The 14550-nt window shown below is 69.0% G+C and carries 12 protein-coding genes; 9 read left to right on the forward strand and 3 right to left on the reverse strand.

The window, feature by feature from the left end:
- The first annotated feature begins 630 nt into the window (after nucleotides 1-630).
- The 9 genes from ACFY8O_RS03160 (at nucleotide 631) to ACFY8O_RS03200 (ending at nucleotide 11044) form a co-directional block, all read left to right on the forward strand.
- Entirely contained in the window at nucleotides 631-825 is a 195-nt protein-coding gene (locus ACFY8O_RS03160) for a hypothetical protein (RefSeq protein ID WP_145803565.1), read from the forward strand.
- A gap of 113 nt (nucleotides 826-938) precedes the next feature.
- Entirely contained in the window at nucleotides 939-2033 is a 1095-nt protein-coding gene (locus tag ACFY8O_RS03165; protein ID WP_387898281.1) for an RNA polymerase sigma factor, read from the forward strand.
- 147 nt (nucleotides 2034-2180) lie between these two features.
- Nucleotides 2181-2972 carry an IclR family transcriptional regulator gene (locus ACFY8O_RS03170; RefSeq protein WP_145803569.1) on the forward strand — a complete coding sequence of 264 codons (792 nt, stop codon included), beginning with the start codon at nucleotides 2181-2183 and terminating at the stop codon, nucleotides 2970-2972.
- Between the two features lie 117 nt (nucleotides 2973-3089).
- The gene (locus tag ACFY8O_RS03175; RefSeq protein ID WP_387898286.1) at nucleotides 3090-4274 is read left to right on the forward strand and encodes a 4-hydroxybenzoate 3-monooxygenase; all 1185 of its coding nucleotides are present in this window, start codon (nucleotides 3090-3092) and stop codon (nucleotides 4272-4274) included.
- A gap of 821 nt (nucleotides 4275-5095) precedes the next feature.
- A complete protein-coding gene (locus tag ACFY8O_RS03180; protein ID WP_387898289.1) occupies nucleotides 5096-6343 on the forward strand; it encodes a helix-turn-helix domain-containing protein in 1248 nt (415 codons plus the stop codon).
- Nucleotides 6344-6630: 287 nt separating this feature from the next.
- Nucleotides 6631-7425, forward strand: coding sequence for a toll/interleukin-1 receptor domain-containing protein (locus ACFY8O_RS03185; RefSeq protein ID WP_387898291.1), 795 nt, complete (start codon nucleotides 6631-6633; stop codon nucleotides 7423-7425).
- On the forward strand, nucleotides 7422-9401 hold the full coding sequence (locus ACFY8O_RS03190; RefSeq protein ID WP_387898293.1) for a hypothetical protein: 1980 nt from the start codon (nucleotides 7422-7424) through the stop codon (nucleotides 9399-9401). Before ACFY8O_RS03185 ends, ACFY8O_RS03190 begins: the two co-directional genes overlap by 4 nt.
- Before the next feature lie 239 nt (nucleotides 9402-9640).
- Nucleotides 9641-10738 carry a hypothetical protein gene (locus ACFY8O_RS03195; RefSeq protein ID WP_387898296.1) on the forward strand — a complete coding sequence of 366 codons (1098 nt, stop codon included), beginning with the start codon at nucleotides 9641-9643 and terminating at the stop codon, nucleotides 10736-10738.
- 126 nt (nucleotides 10739-10864) lie between these two features.
- Nucleotides 10865-11044 (forward strand): hypothetical protein, encoded by a 180-nt coding sequence (locus ACFY8O_RS03200; protein ID WP_387898299.1) that lies wholly within the window; start codon nucleotides 10865-10867, stop codon nucleotides 11042-11044.
- A 684-nt stretch (nucleotides 11045-11728) separates the two neighbouring features.
- On the opposite strand, the gene ACFY8O_RS03205 is transcribed toward ACFY8O_RS03200, so the two are convergent.
- From ACFY8O_RS03205 to ACFY8O_RS03215, 3 genes are read right to left on the reverse strand one after another with little or no spacing between them, the layout of a single operon-like run.
- Entirely contained in the window at nucleotides 11729-12922 is a 1194-nt protein-coding gene (locus ACFY8O_RS03205; RefSeq protein WP_387898302.1) for a hypothetical protein, read from the reverse strand.
- Nucleotides 12903-14309 carry an N-6 DNA methylase gene (locus tag ACFY8O_RS03210; protein ID WP_387898305.1) on the reverse strand — a complete coding sequence of 469 codons (1407 nt, stop codon included), beginning with the start codon at nucleotides 14307-14309 and terminating at the stop codon, nucleotides 12903-12905. The genes ACFY8O_RS03205 and ACFY8O_RS03210 overlap by 20 nt, the downstream gene beginning before the upstream one ends.
- Nucleotides 14306-14491: a hypothetical protein gene (locus ACFY8O_RS03215; RefSeq protein ID WP_387898308.1), complete on the reverse strand. Its 186-nt coding sequence runs from the start codon at nucleotides 14489-14491 to the stop codon at nucleotides 14306-14308. Before ACFY8O_RS03215 ends, ACFY8O_RS03210 begins: the two co-directional genes overlap by 4 nt.
- Nucleotides 14492-14550 lie beyond the last annotated feature (59 nt).

Genomic DNA, 14550 nt, shown 5'->3' on the forward strand with positions numbered 1-14550 from the left:
CCACCGACAGCCCGCGCGGCCGTGGCCTCCAGCCGGAATCGCCGCCGGACCTCCGGCGGCCCGGCCGGATGGCGGTGGACGACCTTCACCGCCACGGCCTTCCCGCCCGGCGACCGGCCCCTTCCCCCTGCCCAGCCACCCCGTCCCACGGTCGCGGCGCTGTTTCCCGGACCTGCCGGACGACGGGCCGGGGCACAGGGGCAGGCGCCGGAGCGGTGCCCGTCTGCGGCGGATCTGCACACCTCGTGCGCAGATGCCGGGGCGCCTCCGGCGGCTCGCCACGCCAGAAGCGCGACCAGGGCGCGCACGGCCGAGAATGTCCTGTTCGCGGGGGATCGCAGAACGGGCGGCCGGAACATCCGTCGGGCGGTCACGTGGAGAAGTTGTACCGGTCCATGGAGCGTTGTGCGCTCCCCGGTTTCCCGACCGCCCGAGGCGTTACGCAGGACTGCGGTCCGGGTGGCCCCGCAACGCGCCCACGTGCTTTCATCCTTCTCATCGCGGATCCGCAGAAGCATGTGCCGCATTCAGGCACGCACAAGCGCCGATTTCCGCGAAAACAGCGAGGGCCCTCTTTCCTGACGGGGTCGGCCCTTGCCATTCGAAAGCACCGCGAAGGGAATTCACCTCATGAGCTCCGCTCCCCAGATACAGACCCAGGAAATCTCCGACACGGACCTGGACAACGTCTCCGGCGGCCTTCTCGGCGGCCTGGCCGGCGCCGTCTCCCTCGAGTCGCCCCTCTCCGCAGAACTCTCCGGCGCCGTCGGTGTGAACGCGCTCGGCGTCGCCGGCCTCGGCTCCGCCGCCACGCTCTCGGTCTGATCCCACACCGCACCCGTATGCCCCGATACCAGCCAGGTCGCGGGGCGTAAGGGCGTGGGGGCACCAGGACCTTCGCACACCGGACCCTGGACGACGGCCGGAGGGCTTCGCACGTGAGGGACGACCCGCACACCCCGCGCCGCCCTCGCGGCCCCGGCAACCGGTGGGAGCTCGTCTGGAGCCATCGGGAGGAGCTGCTGGAGTTGGCGCGCCTCCGCGCCCCCAGTGACGACGAGGCCGAGGACGCCGTCCACGAAGCGATGATCCGCGCGGTGGAGGACCCGGACGTCCGGTACTGCCGGCTACGCCCCTGGCTCAGGCGCGCGACCGTCCGCGCGTGCGCCGAACGGCACCGCAGGATCGCCCGCGACGCGGAGCTGGCCCGGAGCCTTCCCGTCACCTCGGTCGACCCCTGCCAGGTCGAGGAAGCGGCGTGCGACCGGGCGGAGGCCCGGTGGCTGGCCGGCCGCGGGAGGGAACTGCTCACGGCTCGCCAGGCAGAGGCGCTGCGGCTGCGGTCCCAGGACCTCGACGTCGGACAGGTCGCCCGGACCATGGGGCTGAGCTACCGGGCGACCGAGTCACTGCTCGCCAGGGCCAGGAGGTCACTGCGGGAGGCCCTGGCGGCGAGCCTCGCCCTGGCCGTGACCGCATGGCTGTGCGTACGCCGGTTCCCCGGTACGGGCACGACCCGGTCGGCCGTGGCGGCCTCGGCGGCGACGGTCGCCGTGGCGGGAGCCTTTCTGCCCCTCCCCTCCCCCGGCCCGCCCGACAGCCGCCCCCCACGGGCGGGTGCCCCGCCGGCCGCCCGCTCCGAACCGTTCCCCTCTCTCCGTACGGCCCCGGACCGCCCTCGGACGCCCTCCCCCTCCCCCGGCGCGGGGCGCGGCACGCGCACGGTCCAGGGCACCGCGCTCCCCACCACGAAGAGGTCACCGGAAACCTATGGGCCGGCGAACGCGGCAGCCCTGGAGCTGCGAATCGACTCCCTCTCGGTGACTGCGGAACTCCGGTCGCCCGCTCCGCGCCTCTCTATTCCGTCCCTGCCCGTGAGCAATGCCGGCGTCCTTTCCACCGAGGCGCCGGTGGAGCTGCCCGGAATCGCGAGCGACGAACCGAATGCACCGTCCGACCCGCCTCTGCCCGAGACCGCCGACATTCTCAGCGAGGCCCCGGAGCATCCCGGTCCGGACATCCTCGGGGAATAGCGGAAGAAACGCAGCGCTCGGCGAATTCACCGTACCGGCCGGCGCCCTTCGAAAGCTGCACAGCACGTCACCGCACGGCGATCTCGTGACACGGGACGGGTAGGCTCGCCGGGCACGCCGCGGGCGGGGCAGGAGCGGAGGCGGACGATGGCGAACTCGCCTTCCGGGGAGTCGGTCACCGAACGGATCGTGCGCGTCCTCGAGACGTTCGACGCCGACCGCACCGTCCAGACGGCGACGGAGATCAGCCGGCGCGCGGGACTGCCGTCCTCCACCGGCCACAGGATGGTGGCGGACCTCCTGGAGTGCGGCCTCCTGGAGCGTGACGAGGACCAGCGGGTACGCCTGGGCATGCGCCTGTGGGAGCTGGCCCTGCGCGGATCGCACGCCCTGCGTCTGCGTCAGGCGGCGCTGCCCCTCATGGAGCGCGTGCAGGCCCGCCTGCGGGAGCACACCCAGCTGGCGGTGCTGGAGAACGACGAGACGCTCTTCGTCGAGCGCCTGTCCCACCCGCATGCCGGCGCCAACATCACCCGGATCGCGGGACGCCTGCCGCTGCACGCCTCGTCGTCGGGGCTCGTCCTGCTCGCCCACGGCCCGGAAGAACTGCGGGAACGCATCCTCGCCGGACCGCTCGACGCGGTGGCCCCGGGCACCGAGACCGACCCCGCGCGGCTGCGCCGCGACCTGGCCCGGATCCGCCGTGAGGGCGTCGTGGTGGCTCCGGGCTCGGTCGAGTCCGTATCGACCGGTGTCGCCGTGCCGATCCGCGAGGGACGCGGCCCGGTGATCGCGGCGCTGTCGGTCGTCCTGCCCCGCGACGCGCCGACCGGTCTCGCGGTCGAGGAGCTCCGCGCGGCGGCGGCCCGCATCTCGGCAACCATGGGCACGCACCGTCCCCAGGCGCCGGGCGGGCACCGGGACACCAGGGCGTCCTGAGCCCCGGCCCCACGCGACCCGAAATCCGATTCCCGTTCAATGGGAACAGCGGTCGTGGGCCGGGCCCGGCTGGGCCAGACTCCCTGCCATCCCCGTCGGCCCGTCGAAGGAAACGACATGCCCGTACGTACCCGTGTCGCCGTCATAGGCGCAGGACCCGCCGGCCTGCTGCTCTCCCACCTGCTCGACCGGTGCGGCATCGAGTCCGTCGTCATCGACTCCCGCACCCGCGAACAGATCGAGACCACCATCCGGGCCGGGATCCTGGAGCAGGGCACTGTCGAGGTCCTCGCCGAAACCGGCGCGTCGGACCGGGTCCTGACGGCCGGCCAGAAGCACGAGGGCATCGAGCTGCGCTTCGGCGGCGAGGGGCACCGGATCGACTTCACCGACACCGTCGGACGCGCGGTGTGGCTGTACCCGCAGCACGAGGTCCTGAAGGATCTCGTCGCCGCGCGTCTCGCCGCCGGCCAGGACCTCCGCTTCGGAGTGACCGCCGAGCGCGTCGAGGACGCCGGGACCGATCGGCCACGCGTCCTCGCGCGGGACGCCGAGGGCTACGCGATCGAGATCGAGGCCGATGTGGTGGTCGGCGCCGACGGCTCGCGCAGTGTCGCCCGCGAGGCCGTGACGGGCGCGTACGGGGGGTACTTCCGGGAGTACCCGTTCGCCTGGTTCGGCATCCTGTGCGAGGCGCCGCCCAGCGCCGGGGAACTCATCTACGGCAACTCGCCGGACGGCTTCGCGCTCATCAGCCAGCGCAGCCCCGACGTACAGCGCATGTACTTCCAGTGCGACCCGGACACCGACACCGAGGCGTACGACGAAGGACAGCTCTGGGAGATGCTCCAGGCCCGCGTACCCGGCACCACCCTCCACGAGGGCCCGATCTTCCAGCGGGACGTGCTGCGCTTCCGCAGTTTCGTGGCGCACGAGATGCGCCGGGGGCGCGTCGTCCTCGTCGGCGACGCGGCCCACACGGTCCCGCCCACCGGCGCCAAGGGCATGAACCTCGCCGTCGCCGACGTCGTCCTGCTCACCGACGCGCTGCGCGCCCTGCTGCTCGACCGGGACGAGACGCTGTTCGACTCCTTCGCCGAGACCGCCCGGCAGCGCATCTGGAAGGCGCAGCACTTCTCGTGGTGGATGACGAGCCTGCTCCACGTCCAGCCCGGAGCGAGCGACTTCGACCGTATGCGCCAGCTCGGCGAACTGCGGACCGTCGTCGAATCGCGCGCGGGCAGCACCTACCTCGCCGAGGCCTACACCGGCTGGCCCCTGCCGGGAACCGGCCACCACTGACGGAGTCGGCGCGAGGCCGAAGTCCAGGCGGCGCAGCGCGAACTGCCCGGTGACACACCGGCGCCCTACGCGACGAACGACAGCGCCGCCTGAAGGAGCCCGCGGCCAGGTCCCTGGTTCTGGACTCCCAGGCCTTGTCGCTGCTGCTGCTGCTGAGCGACGCCGGTGGCGCGCCTGGCCACACGTACGCCATCGACGCTCTCGCCGCCGCGATGGCAGTGCGCTCCCCGCCACCCGTTCCTCGCACTGACCAAGGAGCGCGACGACTGGTCGGAACTGTGCGACGACCACGTACAGGTCAAAGACGTCTGCCCTCGGCGCCCGCTCAGGTGGAACGCACCCGGTGGCCGACCGTTGCTTCGTAGACGGCATAAGCAAGGGCCCGACCCCGAAGAGCCGGGCCGAACACATATCCCACCAAAGGAACCAGTGGGTCAACGCGCCGGCCCGCCTCCGGGGCCACCCCGGTTACGCCCCTGCTGAGCTGCACTGCTGGACGTACCTCCACTGGGACTTCACCCATGTCTGAACCTCGTCCATGATCCACTCGCTCTCGATCACGTCGTCCCGATGGCGATCGCCCCGGTCACTCCAAGGAACGGACCGGGAAAACGGAGCACTAAAGAGGCAACGGGCAACACCGCCGAACTTCGATTCTCCAGGCGCGCCTCATGCCAAACTCGCTCTCGGATGCGAAGCGAAACGATGCTGTCACAGCGGGTGTTGACCCGTCAGGTTTCGTGTCGCCCGGTGGTCGTCGGATGGCGACTCCCCGTGAGGGCTTACGGCTCTCGCGATCAGTGTTCAAGGGGAGGTTGATGATGAGCACGACTTCCAGTTTTGGCCCTGAACTCCGCCGTTTACGAGTGGAAGCGGGGCTGACTCTGACCGAGTTCTCCGTGGCGCTCAACTACGACAAGGGGCACCTCAGCAAGGTCGAGCGTGGGGAACGTTCCGCTTCCCCCCAACTGGCCCGGCGGTGTGATGCCTTCCTCGGCGCGGACGGCAAGTTGCAGCGCCTGGTTACCCGTCCCGAGACGGACCCGGGCACTGCCGAACCCCACGCCGGACCGAGCCGCTGGCTCGTCGGGCGCCGGACGGTCCTCTCCGCAGGTACGGGAGCGCTGATCGACCTCGGCCTGCAACTCGGCGGTCAGGCGGTGTCCTCCACCGATGCCCCCCTCCTGCCCTCCCTCCGCATGCAGTTCGACCAGCTGCGGAAGCTCGGTCAGTCCACTGCGCCCAAGGTCCTGCTGCCCCTGCTGGAGACGCAGACCCGTATGATCGCCGGACTAGCCGCCGACGCCCGGTCCGTTTCTCGGGCCCCTGCGCTCCTGCTCGCCTCGCGGTTCGCGGAGTTCACCGGCTGGATGGCTCAGGAGGCCGGGGACAGCGATGCGGCACTCGGCTGGACGGGCGAGGCCGCCGAACTGGCGCGCGCCGGGGGTGACCCCTACCTCGGTTCCTACGCACTGGTGCGACGCGCTCTGGTCACGCTGTACGGCGGGGATGCCGCCGGCACCGTCGCTCTGGCCCGCCGCGCCCAGAGCAGCGAACTCCCGCCACGCATCCGGGGACTCGCGGCCCAACGGGAGGCCCAGGGGCACGCGCTCGTCGGCAACGAAGTCGACTGCCTCCGCAGCCTAGACAAGGCGCGGGAACTACTTGCCAGTGACGACGCCCGCAACGGCGCCGAGCCCGTGATCGGCACCTCCCATGTGAGCGATCCGGCGGCGATGTCGACCGGCTGGTGCCTGCACGACCTCGGCCGCCCCAAGGCCGCCGCCGAGGCACTCGACCGGGAGTACCGCCGCCTCCCGCCGCATGCGCTGCGCACCCGCGCCCGGTACGGCTTCCGCCGGTCCTTGGCCCATGCAGCCTCGGGGGAGGTCGAGCATGCGTGCGCGATCGCCGGGGATCTCCTGGGAGTGATGCCAGCCGTGCCCTCAGCGACGGTGAACAGCGACATCCGGCGTCTCGCACGGGAACTCTCCCGATTCCGGAGCAGTCGCGCCGTACGTGATCTGCAGCCCTCACTAGCGCACGTACTCGCCCCGGCGCACGACTGACAGTCGCTCCACGACCCACACAGATTCGAACCGTCCGGCTCGCCGGATCTCCGGTCCCTCCGGCTCCCACGGTTTCCGACGGGCCCTTCTGATCACCGCTCGACGCGTCGCCTCGCGCCTCGGCTTCTTCAGGCTGCCCGCGACCGGTGACGCACCAGGCAGCACACCTCCATCCGCACGCCTTCCCGTGGACGCGCCATGCGCCCACGTGGTCGGAACCTCATGGCCTGGGCTGCCCCGTAGCCCCGCGCCCGTTCGCCCCGTCCTCCTTCACGAAGGGAAGCTTCATGCCCGACGTCTTTGTCAACTACCGCACAGGCGATGAGGAGTCCGCAGCGACCATGGTCGCTCGAGAACTCGCCCGTCGGTTCGGTGACGAGCGGATCTTCTTCGCCAGCAACTCGATCGAGCCCGGGCGTCGCTTTCCCGTGGAACTGGTCAGGGCTGTAGAGGAGTGTGAGGCACTCCTCGCAGTGATCGGCCCGCGCTGGGCGGAGGTACGGGGGGCCGACGGCCGCCCTGCCCTCCAAACCGAGCAGGACTGGACCCGCCGCGAGATCCACACCGCGCTCGACCGCGGGGTCCTCGTGATCCCTGTGCTAGTCGGAAAGGCCACGCGGATCGACCGCGCGCTCCTTCCGGACGATCTGCTGGAGCTGGCAGACTGTCAGTACAGGCGGTTCGACCACCGCAACGCCGAATCGGACCTGACGGCGCTCGGTGACAGCCTCGCCCGGCTCCTGCCCGAGCTGGGTGCGGTGGACCGGGACGCCCGTGCGGTGCCGGAACGGGCGAAGGGAAAGTCCCGCAAGAAGTCGGCCCGGGACGCCGGGCACACCAGGATGCGGACGCACGATGTCGAGCAGCGCGTGCGCGGCGGCATCGGAAACCTCAACGGAGACCTGTCAGGCACCTTCGTCAATGAACCTCAGGGGCCTGTGAACACCGGCTGGGGGCCCCAGTACAACGCACCTCACTTCGAGGGTGACAACACTGGGGTCCAGTTCACAGCGGGCGACAACAGCGGCACGGTCCACCAGCGCTTCGAGCGAGAGCGCCGGCATTCGGACGACGGACGATGACTGAGCAGGACCGTGTCACCGTCAACGATCCTCGCGGGCCGGTGAACAACGGCGAGGGGCACCAGTATGTCTATTACGGCGTCGGCACGGACTGGATGATCCGCAGGGGGGTCGAGTCCCTCCGGATAACCCGCGAGGACCGGGTGCACCTGGCCAACCGATTTGTTCCGCCGACGGGCTACCGCGTTGCCGCCGACCGTCTGGAGAAACCCGGATCCGTGGTGCTGTTGGAAGGGCGGCCCGGCAGCGGCCGCCGCGCCGCAGCAATCATGCTGCTGCACGGGTTCGGTGAGGACGGGGGCGCCGATGAGGAGGGGGTCCGGTTCGAAGAGCTCCCTGTCACGGGCAAGGACGAGAACCCTCTCATTCCCGGTATGGGGGACCGCTTCCTCCTCGACCTCTCCGGAATCGCCGATGAGGAGACGTACGACAAGGCCCAGCGCCGCCTGGCCGTACGCCGATCACAGGTCCAGGAGGCGGGGGCCCACATGGTCGTCGTCCTGCCGTCGGGCATGGAGCACGCCCACCCACCCGATCTCGAATTGCACACGGTGAGGCTGGGACGCCCCAGAGGTATCGCCGTCATCACCCGGTACCTCCGCATGGACCGGATGCCCTTCCGCCCTGCCGACCTGAGGAGCGCTGACCTCCAGCACCTGTGCGACCGCTCCCCCATGTGGGAACTGGCGCGGCTCGCAGGACTGGTGAGAGCCGCTCGTGACAGCGGCCGGTTCGGCGCCGACTTCGCGGGATGGCTGGATCAGGCGATGCACGCGGTGACCGACCGTGCCGGCGAGGTGGGCCGGCAGGTGGCCTCTGTCCGCACCACGCCTGAGCGGGCCCTGCTGCTCGCGACGGCAATGTTCGAGGAGGTCCGCGCCGACATCGTCTACGAGGCGTGGCACGGCCTGATGAAGACGGTGAGGCACGAGGAGGAAACGACAACCGAGCTCGCGCGGACCGATTTCGGAGAGCGGTTAGCGGGGCTCGGGATCGAGCGGGATCCGGACGGACGTCTCCGCTTCGAACGGCTCGCCTACGCGGACGCGGTACGGACGTACTTCTGGGCGAACTTCCCCGGAGTACGTGACGACCTCAGGGACTGGATCGGCCGCGCCGCCGGGCTACGCGGTCTGACCACCGACGACCGGGTGAACATCGTCGTCCGCTTCGGCGAGCGAGCTCTGGCCGCAGGCCAGCCCGACCATCTCTTCGACCTGGTGGCGCGCTGGGCGAACCGCGCGACCGGAACACCCTGTGATCCGCGGGCCGTGGCGGCACTCGAACTCGGCCTTGGACACGAGAGGTTCGGGGGATGGTTCCGCAAACGGATGTATGAGTGCGTCGCGAGATCGAGCTTTCTGTCGGACGGTCTCGTCCGTGTCCTGACCACAGCCTGTGTCCAGAGCCTCAGCGCCACGCACCCCGATCAGGCGGTGGTCAGGCTCCACTACCTTGCCGTTCGGAAAGGGGAGGCAGCGCGCGAGGCCCAGCTGGCGCTTCTCGACCTCGCCAGCCGCGACCGTCGACTGTACCGACTACTGATCGACCGCCTGCGGGACCGGGCGCGTCGGGGGCAGCACGGGCCAGAGCCTCATCTCCAACTGCTCACACACCTGTTGAGGAGCGACCGGGCGCCGGACCCGCCGCCGTGGCCGGACCTGTTCCTGGGCTGGGGGGCGGTGTTCTCCCAGCCGCCGACGGAACTCTGGAATCCGCTGGTGAGCAGCTGGCTGAACGCAGTGGCAGGCGACAGCACACGGAGGATGGCGCTGGACCTGATGGTTGGGGCAACCCGTGGCCGCGCGGTCGCCCTCCACCGCCTCTACACCATCACCTGCGGCTGGGCTGGGTCCGCTCGCCACCCGTCCCGAGCAGCGGTCGCCGCCCTTTTCTGGCAGTACATCGACCACGTGCAGTACGGCCGCACGGAGCGTGCGGACGCCGGACCACGGATTACGGAAGAGCCACAATGAGACCCCGACTTCCCCGCTTGTTGTTCGTCGCTCTCTGCGGCCTCGCACCGGCTGCGCTCGGAAACCTTGTGCACTGGTCGGTGTGGCTATGGGGGTTCATGTCCATGGTCACGGCCTCGGGCTCCCTGCTGCTCCTGATGACGGTCCTCAGCGATGGCCCGGCATCGGCTGCCCCCTCCGAGCCCAGGGAACCCGAGGCGCCCGCAAGGCCGGCGGAGCAGCCGTACCGGGAGACACGGGTGATCGACGCGGTGTTGCCGAGCGGGACGGACGGCTACGACTTCCTCTTCTCCGCCACTGTCTGGTGGAAGCCGGTTCCCGACCACGCCGGCTGGTCGGACGACGCCTCCCCGGCTCTCGCCGCCTCCTCGGTCGTCAGCCGGGCCCGGGAGGTCGTCCGCCACGAGGAACCCGGCCGGGCCAGCTTCGCGCAGTATCTCCTGGACGGGGAGTTGGGCGTTCCGCTCCCGGACCGGAACAATCGGGTGAAGGCTTTGGCGACGGATGTGACGCTGACCCTCGCTCCCGCCGACCGTGAGCGTCTTCGGAAGCTGAACGATCTCCGCAAGGACGAGGAGATCTGGGAATACGAGCGCGAGCACGAGCGCAACAAGCGACGTTACCTCGGCGGCGATGTACTCAAGAGTGCAGGCAGCGCGGTGGTGTGGTGGCTCGCCCGCCACGAGAACGAAATCGAGAAGGCGGTCCACATGATCGGCCCGCTCGCCCAGATCGCGGCGGCCGCAAACGACGAGGAGGTGCCCGATGTCTTCCGCCATCTGCTCGTTCCACCCGTGGGCGCGCGGAGCGAGGCGACCGTCGGGGGACCGTCCTGGGAGGAGGGTGGCCTTGCAGGGGACTTGTTCGACCGCGAGGAGGAAGTGGGGGTCTCGGATCGGCTGCGCCTGCTGCTGACGGCTGCGGGCCTCAAGCCGGACATGGACGGGTACGCAGTGCTCGTACACCGTGTGATGCGGTTTCTCAAGGCGGAGGGGCTTGACGAGGCCGCCGACGAGATCGGACTGGCCTTTGGCATGGCCCCCGACGAAAGGCCAGAAGACGACACATCGAACGAGGAGGACACCACTACGCCCTGGCCGCCGCCCCACTCTCCAACCTCTGAGGGCCCGTTCTTCACCGACATGGCCACAGACCCGGATACCGGCACGGGCGGGGATACGTTCACGTCCTGGGGGGCGGAGAACAGCGCGAACGAAAGGAACAGCAACTGGTGGGAGAGGGGCGAGGACGACATGCGATCTTCGCACCTCTGGGACCCCTCGCACAGTCCTCACCGTCGCGCCGAATCCCGCCCACGAGACGAGGACGGAAGCTGATCCGGTAGTCGGTCAGCTCTTCGAGGCTCCTCTTGGCAGCACACCACTGCAGGGCAGCTGCTCTTTATCGTCCCGGACAGTGCAGGTCGGAAGGGGTCAGACCTCAAAGTCCAGGTGTCTTCCGACATGCGCATTCTGCTGGATCATCGACGTTGTGGCGGCATCTGCGGCACCAACGCGGCCATGACGCTGAACTTCTACACCCACCTGTGGCCCGACTCCGTGGGGCGGACCCGGGCCGCCGTCGGCAAGGCGTACGCGGGCCGGTCCGCCGAGGCCCAGCCACAGGTCAGCGAAACGGCGTAACCGCCCCCCGCGTGCCGGGCCCATCCAGCACGCTGCGGACTCCGTGCGGACCGCAAAGGCCGCCCGACCCGCTCCGCCGCAGGTCAGACGGCCTTTCGCCGAACGTATGAGACGTTGAAGCGGAACTCCACCACAAGGCTGTGAACTGCGGAAATGCGGGCGCATCCCAGCACCATCCCAGCACGGGATGCGCGACGAAGTGCAAGAAGGCCGAAGATCGCCAACGCTACCCGGCAGCGCCCACACATGCCTGAAGTCTGCGGAACTTCTACGCACGCCGTATCAGGCTCGTGCCACCGCGCCGAACCTCGCAGAACAGCACAGCGCTCACACTCACTCGCGGTCTTCCCGGGCGCCGGCGGCCAGCTCCGCCGCCTGGCCGCCGCCCAGAATGTACGTCCAGACCTAGGGGCCGGCGCGAGCGTCCACAGATCCCGTATGCCCCTGGTTTGGTGGGGTATAGTCAAAAACTTCCGCAGGTCAGCCTGCATAGCCCAGCGGATGGAGCAGGCGCCTTCTAAGCGCTTGGCCGCAGGTTCGAGTCCTGCCGGGGGCGCCCCAAACATGGCTGGTCAGGGCTCCCTCGGACCGCCAGCGGAGAAACGGTGCGCGCGGTACTACGCCGTTCGTTCAAAGCGTTGGATTCCGTGCTCCAGAGAGGGGCAACGTGGATCAGCTCGGCATTCAGCTGGCCGAAGTGCGACGCGCCAGGCCCCCCTTCTCCAGCTCGTGCACCACCAGCTCCTCCATCACGTGTCGCTCCCTGGCGGAGGCGTAGGCGAGGTCGTGCAGGGCAGCAGCACGCCTGGCGAAGTCCCGCCTCACCGCATCGGTCGGCCAGGGGATCTTGTAGCGGGAAAAGTCCTTGCGCCTCATCGCGCGGGCCTGCTCACCCTGCGTAACGACCGTTAACTCCCGCCTCCGGTAACGCAGCGAGTGCAACAACCACATCCGATCGACCTCGGACTCCGTGTAAATCGCGAGCGTCCGCCGACCTGGCACTACCGGGGTAGTAGTGAGCACGGTCCGCACCTCCCCGGGACGCGGCGCGATCAAGAGGCTGCCGGACGGGCATACAACCTCCGCTTGCGCCACGGTGCGTGAAGTCACTGCACCCAGATGTACTGTCTTGCAGTTCAGTACTTCGCGGGGAGACACCCACGGCATAGCCGACTGCTCGCTGTCTGGCAGAGACTGTGCCGCACCAGCCGTAACCCGACACACTTCGCCCACTGCACGCTCGGTAGCGGGACCTTGCCCGCACGTCTGCAGCGCCTCCATGAAATGCGCATCCGCTATTTCCGTCGCGCAAGACACAATCCGGGTGTTCAACGCATTCTTGCGCTCAGCAAGCGAGATCAGCGAAAGCAGCCTCTCCCGCACCGGCGCTGGAGGCACTGGCACGGGAAGTCGGTTGAGTGCTCGCAGAGGCAAGGTCATGTGCTCGGCGTTCGACGAGGACAGCGTGAGATAGCTCTGGCTCTGCGAGGTCTTCAGCCACCATCGAAGCCACAGATCCCATTGTTGGGCGCGGCCCTCTGGTGTCCAGCGGACAACCGCGAGCGACCTGGCGACATTCCATCCTGCGTGCTCCTCCCCTGCAACTGCTGCCTCCCCCACACGCCCCACGAGCACGACAAGGAGGTCCCCAGACCTCAGCGTGCTGCGTGGGTGGCGTCTGGCCACATCGGGAGGCACAAATGTGAACTCCTGGACGTGCACACCTCCCTCGACGATCTCTGTGGCGCGGATCATCGGGATTCCGCCGGATGCCTTCTGCTGTCGCGCAATTCCGTAGGCGGCGTACTCGACCCCAGGGAACTCACGCAACTCAACGACGGGCCACGGAGTGGGGACATCATCCGATTCTGTAGTCATGCCTGCTCTCCAGGGCATCACGGACTCGGTTCCTGGCTGCGGCGCTACGATCCATGCACTCATACAGCTCGGCCTTCCGGTTCCGGTCTCCGTCACTTGAATGCAACTGCGCGGTGCCCCCGTTCCGTACGTAGCGTGCGGGGGTCAGATCGAAGCCGGCCTCAGCGATTTCCTCGTACCTCGCCGCACGGCACCATGGGACGGATTCAGGGTCCCCCTCGCCCTCACGGCTTCGAAGTCCCTGCCATTCGCCGAAGATCTGCAGCAGGCGTTCGGCCGAGTCCTTTGCGAAGTGGCGCCGCTGCCCCTCCTTCGCTGCTGGCAGTTTCCCTGCATCCGCGAACAAGACCTGATCGGAGTGCGGCCGCTCCCCTTTGGCCAGCAGCCACAGCGCCGTGCTCGCGCTGGCATGCGGAAAGAGCCACGTCGGCAAGGCCACGACGCCCACGACCAGACCGTTCTCCAGCAGCCCACGGCGGATCAGTCCGTCGGTACTGTTGCTGCTGTGCGCCGCGCCGGAAGACAGCAGAACGACGGCCCGTCCTTGTGGCGTGAGATCGGCAAGGATGTGCTGGACCCAGGCGAAGTTCGCGTTACCCGGACGTGGCACCCCCAGGGTCCACCGCCAGTCGTCCTTCAGTTCACCGTGCCCCCAGTCCCGCTGGTTCACAGGAGGGTTGGCGACGATCACGTCGGCCGGTATCGGCGAAGTGCCGGCCCTGAGGGTGTCAGCTCCTTCCTTGCCGAGGTCGGCAAGGAATCCGTGCAGGGCGAGGTTGACGGCTGCGGCATAACGCGCCGTCCGGTTGATATCCGCACCGGACAAGCGCACTTCACCCCCCTGTGCCCGAGCCCGGTGTGCGGCGGCGCGCAGCAGTCGCCCGCTGCCGCACACCGGGTCCCGAACAATCTCGCCTCCTCGGGGAGCGGCCAGCCCCGCGAAGAGGTACGCCAGGTCGTTTGACGTGAAGTAGTCATCGCCACGCGCATAGCGTGTCGAGTACGTGTCGAGGAGCACGTCAAGGAGCCTCGGGTCCGGATCCAGCTGCCGCACCTCCGCGATCAGCTCACGGAGGGCCGGGTCGATGAGCTCGAAGGGACGGCTCACACCTTCGTCGCGATACGCAGGAAGACTGTGGGCGCGAGCAACGGGCGTACGCGGCCACACTGCGCCGAGCCTGGCCCCGGCTGACCCCGAACCCGGCCCCCACAACCAGTCCACCTCCGCCAGTGATCCATGGCGGGACCAGCAGTGAAGGTAGACCACTTGAAAGGCAAACCGGTACGTCGTCGCAGCATCGGCGACGCTGCGTAGCTTCTCGACGGCCCGCAGCACTCGCCGGTACTTCAGCCGCCTCTCTTCGTTCGCCCATTCCTCCTGGGTCACGACGACCTCAGCCAGGAGACGACCGCCAGCCCGATGAGAACAGCGGCTCCGCAGGCGGCACCACCGTTCTGGATGGCCGTGACGACCTCTCCCGCGCCCACGAAATCGAGGATGCCGGCCACGAGCCCCACCACCACGGACGTCAGGACGACCACCACCAACAGCAGCGCTCGCTGCGACATGCCACGACTCCCTCGGTTCCACCAGCAGTTAGCAGTTCTGCGGTTCGTTCCGCGGACTT

It is taken from the genome of Streptomyces argenteolus, from assembly GCF_042902585.1.
Taxonomy (GTDB): Bacteria; Actinomycetota; Actinomycetes; order Streptomycetales; family Streptomycetaceae; genus Streptomyces; species Streptomyces argenteolus.

Coding starts and splice junctions, on each gene's coding strand:
- ACFY8O_RS03215 (WP_387898308.1), bottom strand. CDS start 14,491: ATGTCGCAGCGAGCGCTGCTGTTGGTGGTGGTCGTCCTGACGTCCGTG.
- ACFY8O_RS03185 (WP_387898291.1), top strand. CDS start 6,631: ATGCCCGACGTCTTTGTCAACTACCGCACAGGCGATGAGGAGTCCGCA.
- ACFY8O_RS03160 (WP_145803565.1), top strand. CDS start 631: ATGAGCTCCGCTCCCCAGATACAGACCCAGGAAATCTCCGACACGGAC.
- ACFY8O_RS03205 (WP_387898302.1), bottom strand. CDS start 12,922: ATGACTACAGAATCGGATGATGTCCCCACTCCGTGGCCCGTCGTTGAG.
- ACFY8O_RS03170 (WP_145803569.1), top strand. CDS start 2,181: ATGGCGAACTCGCCTTCCGGGGAGTCGGTCACCGAACGGATCGTGCGC.
- ACFY8O_RS03200 (WP_387898299.1), top strand. CDS start 10,865: ATGCGCATTCTGCTGGATCATCGACGTTGTGGCGGCATCTGCGGCACC.
- ACFY8O_RS03175 (WP_387898286.1), top strand. CDS start 3,090: ATGCCCGTACGTACCCGTGTCGCCGTCATAGGCGCAGGACCCGCCGGC.
- ACFY8O_RS03190 (WP_387898293.1), top strand. CDS start 7,422: ATGACTGAGCAGGACCGTGTCACCGTCAACGATCCTCGCGGGCCGGTG.
- ACFY8O_RS03180 (WP_387898289.1), top strand. CDS start 5,096: ATGAGCACGACTTCCAGTTTTGGCCCTGAACTCCGCCGTTTACGAGTG.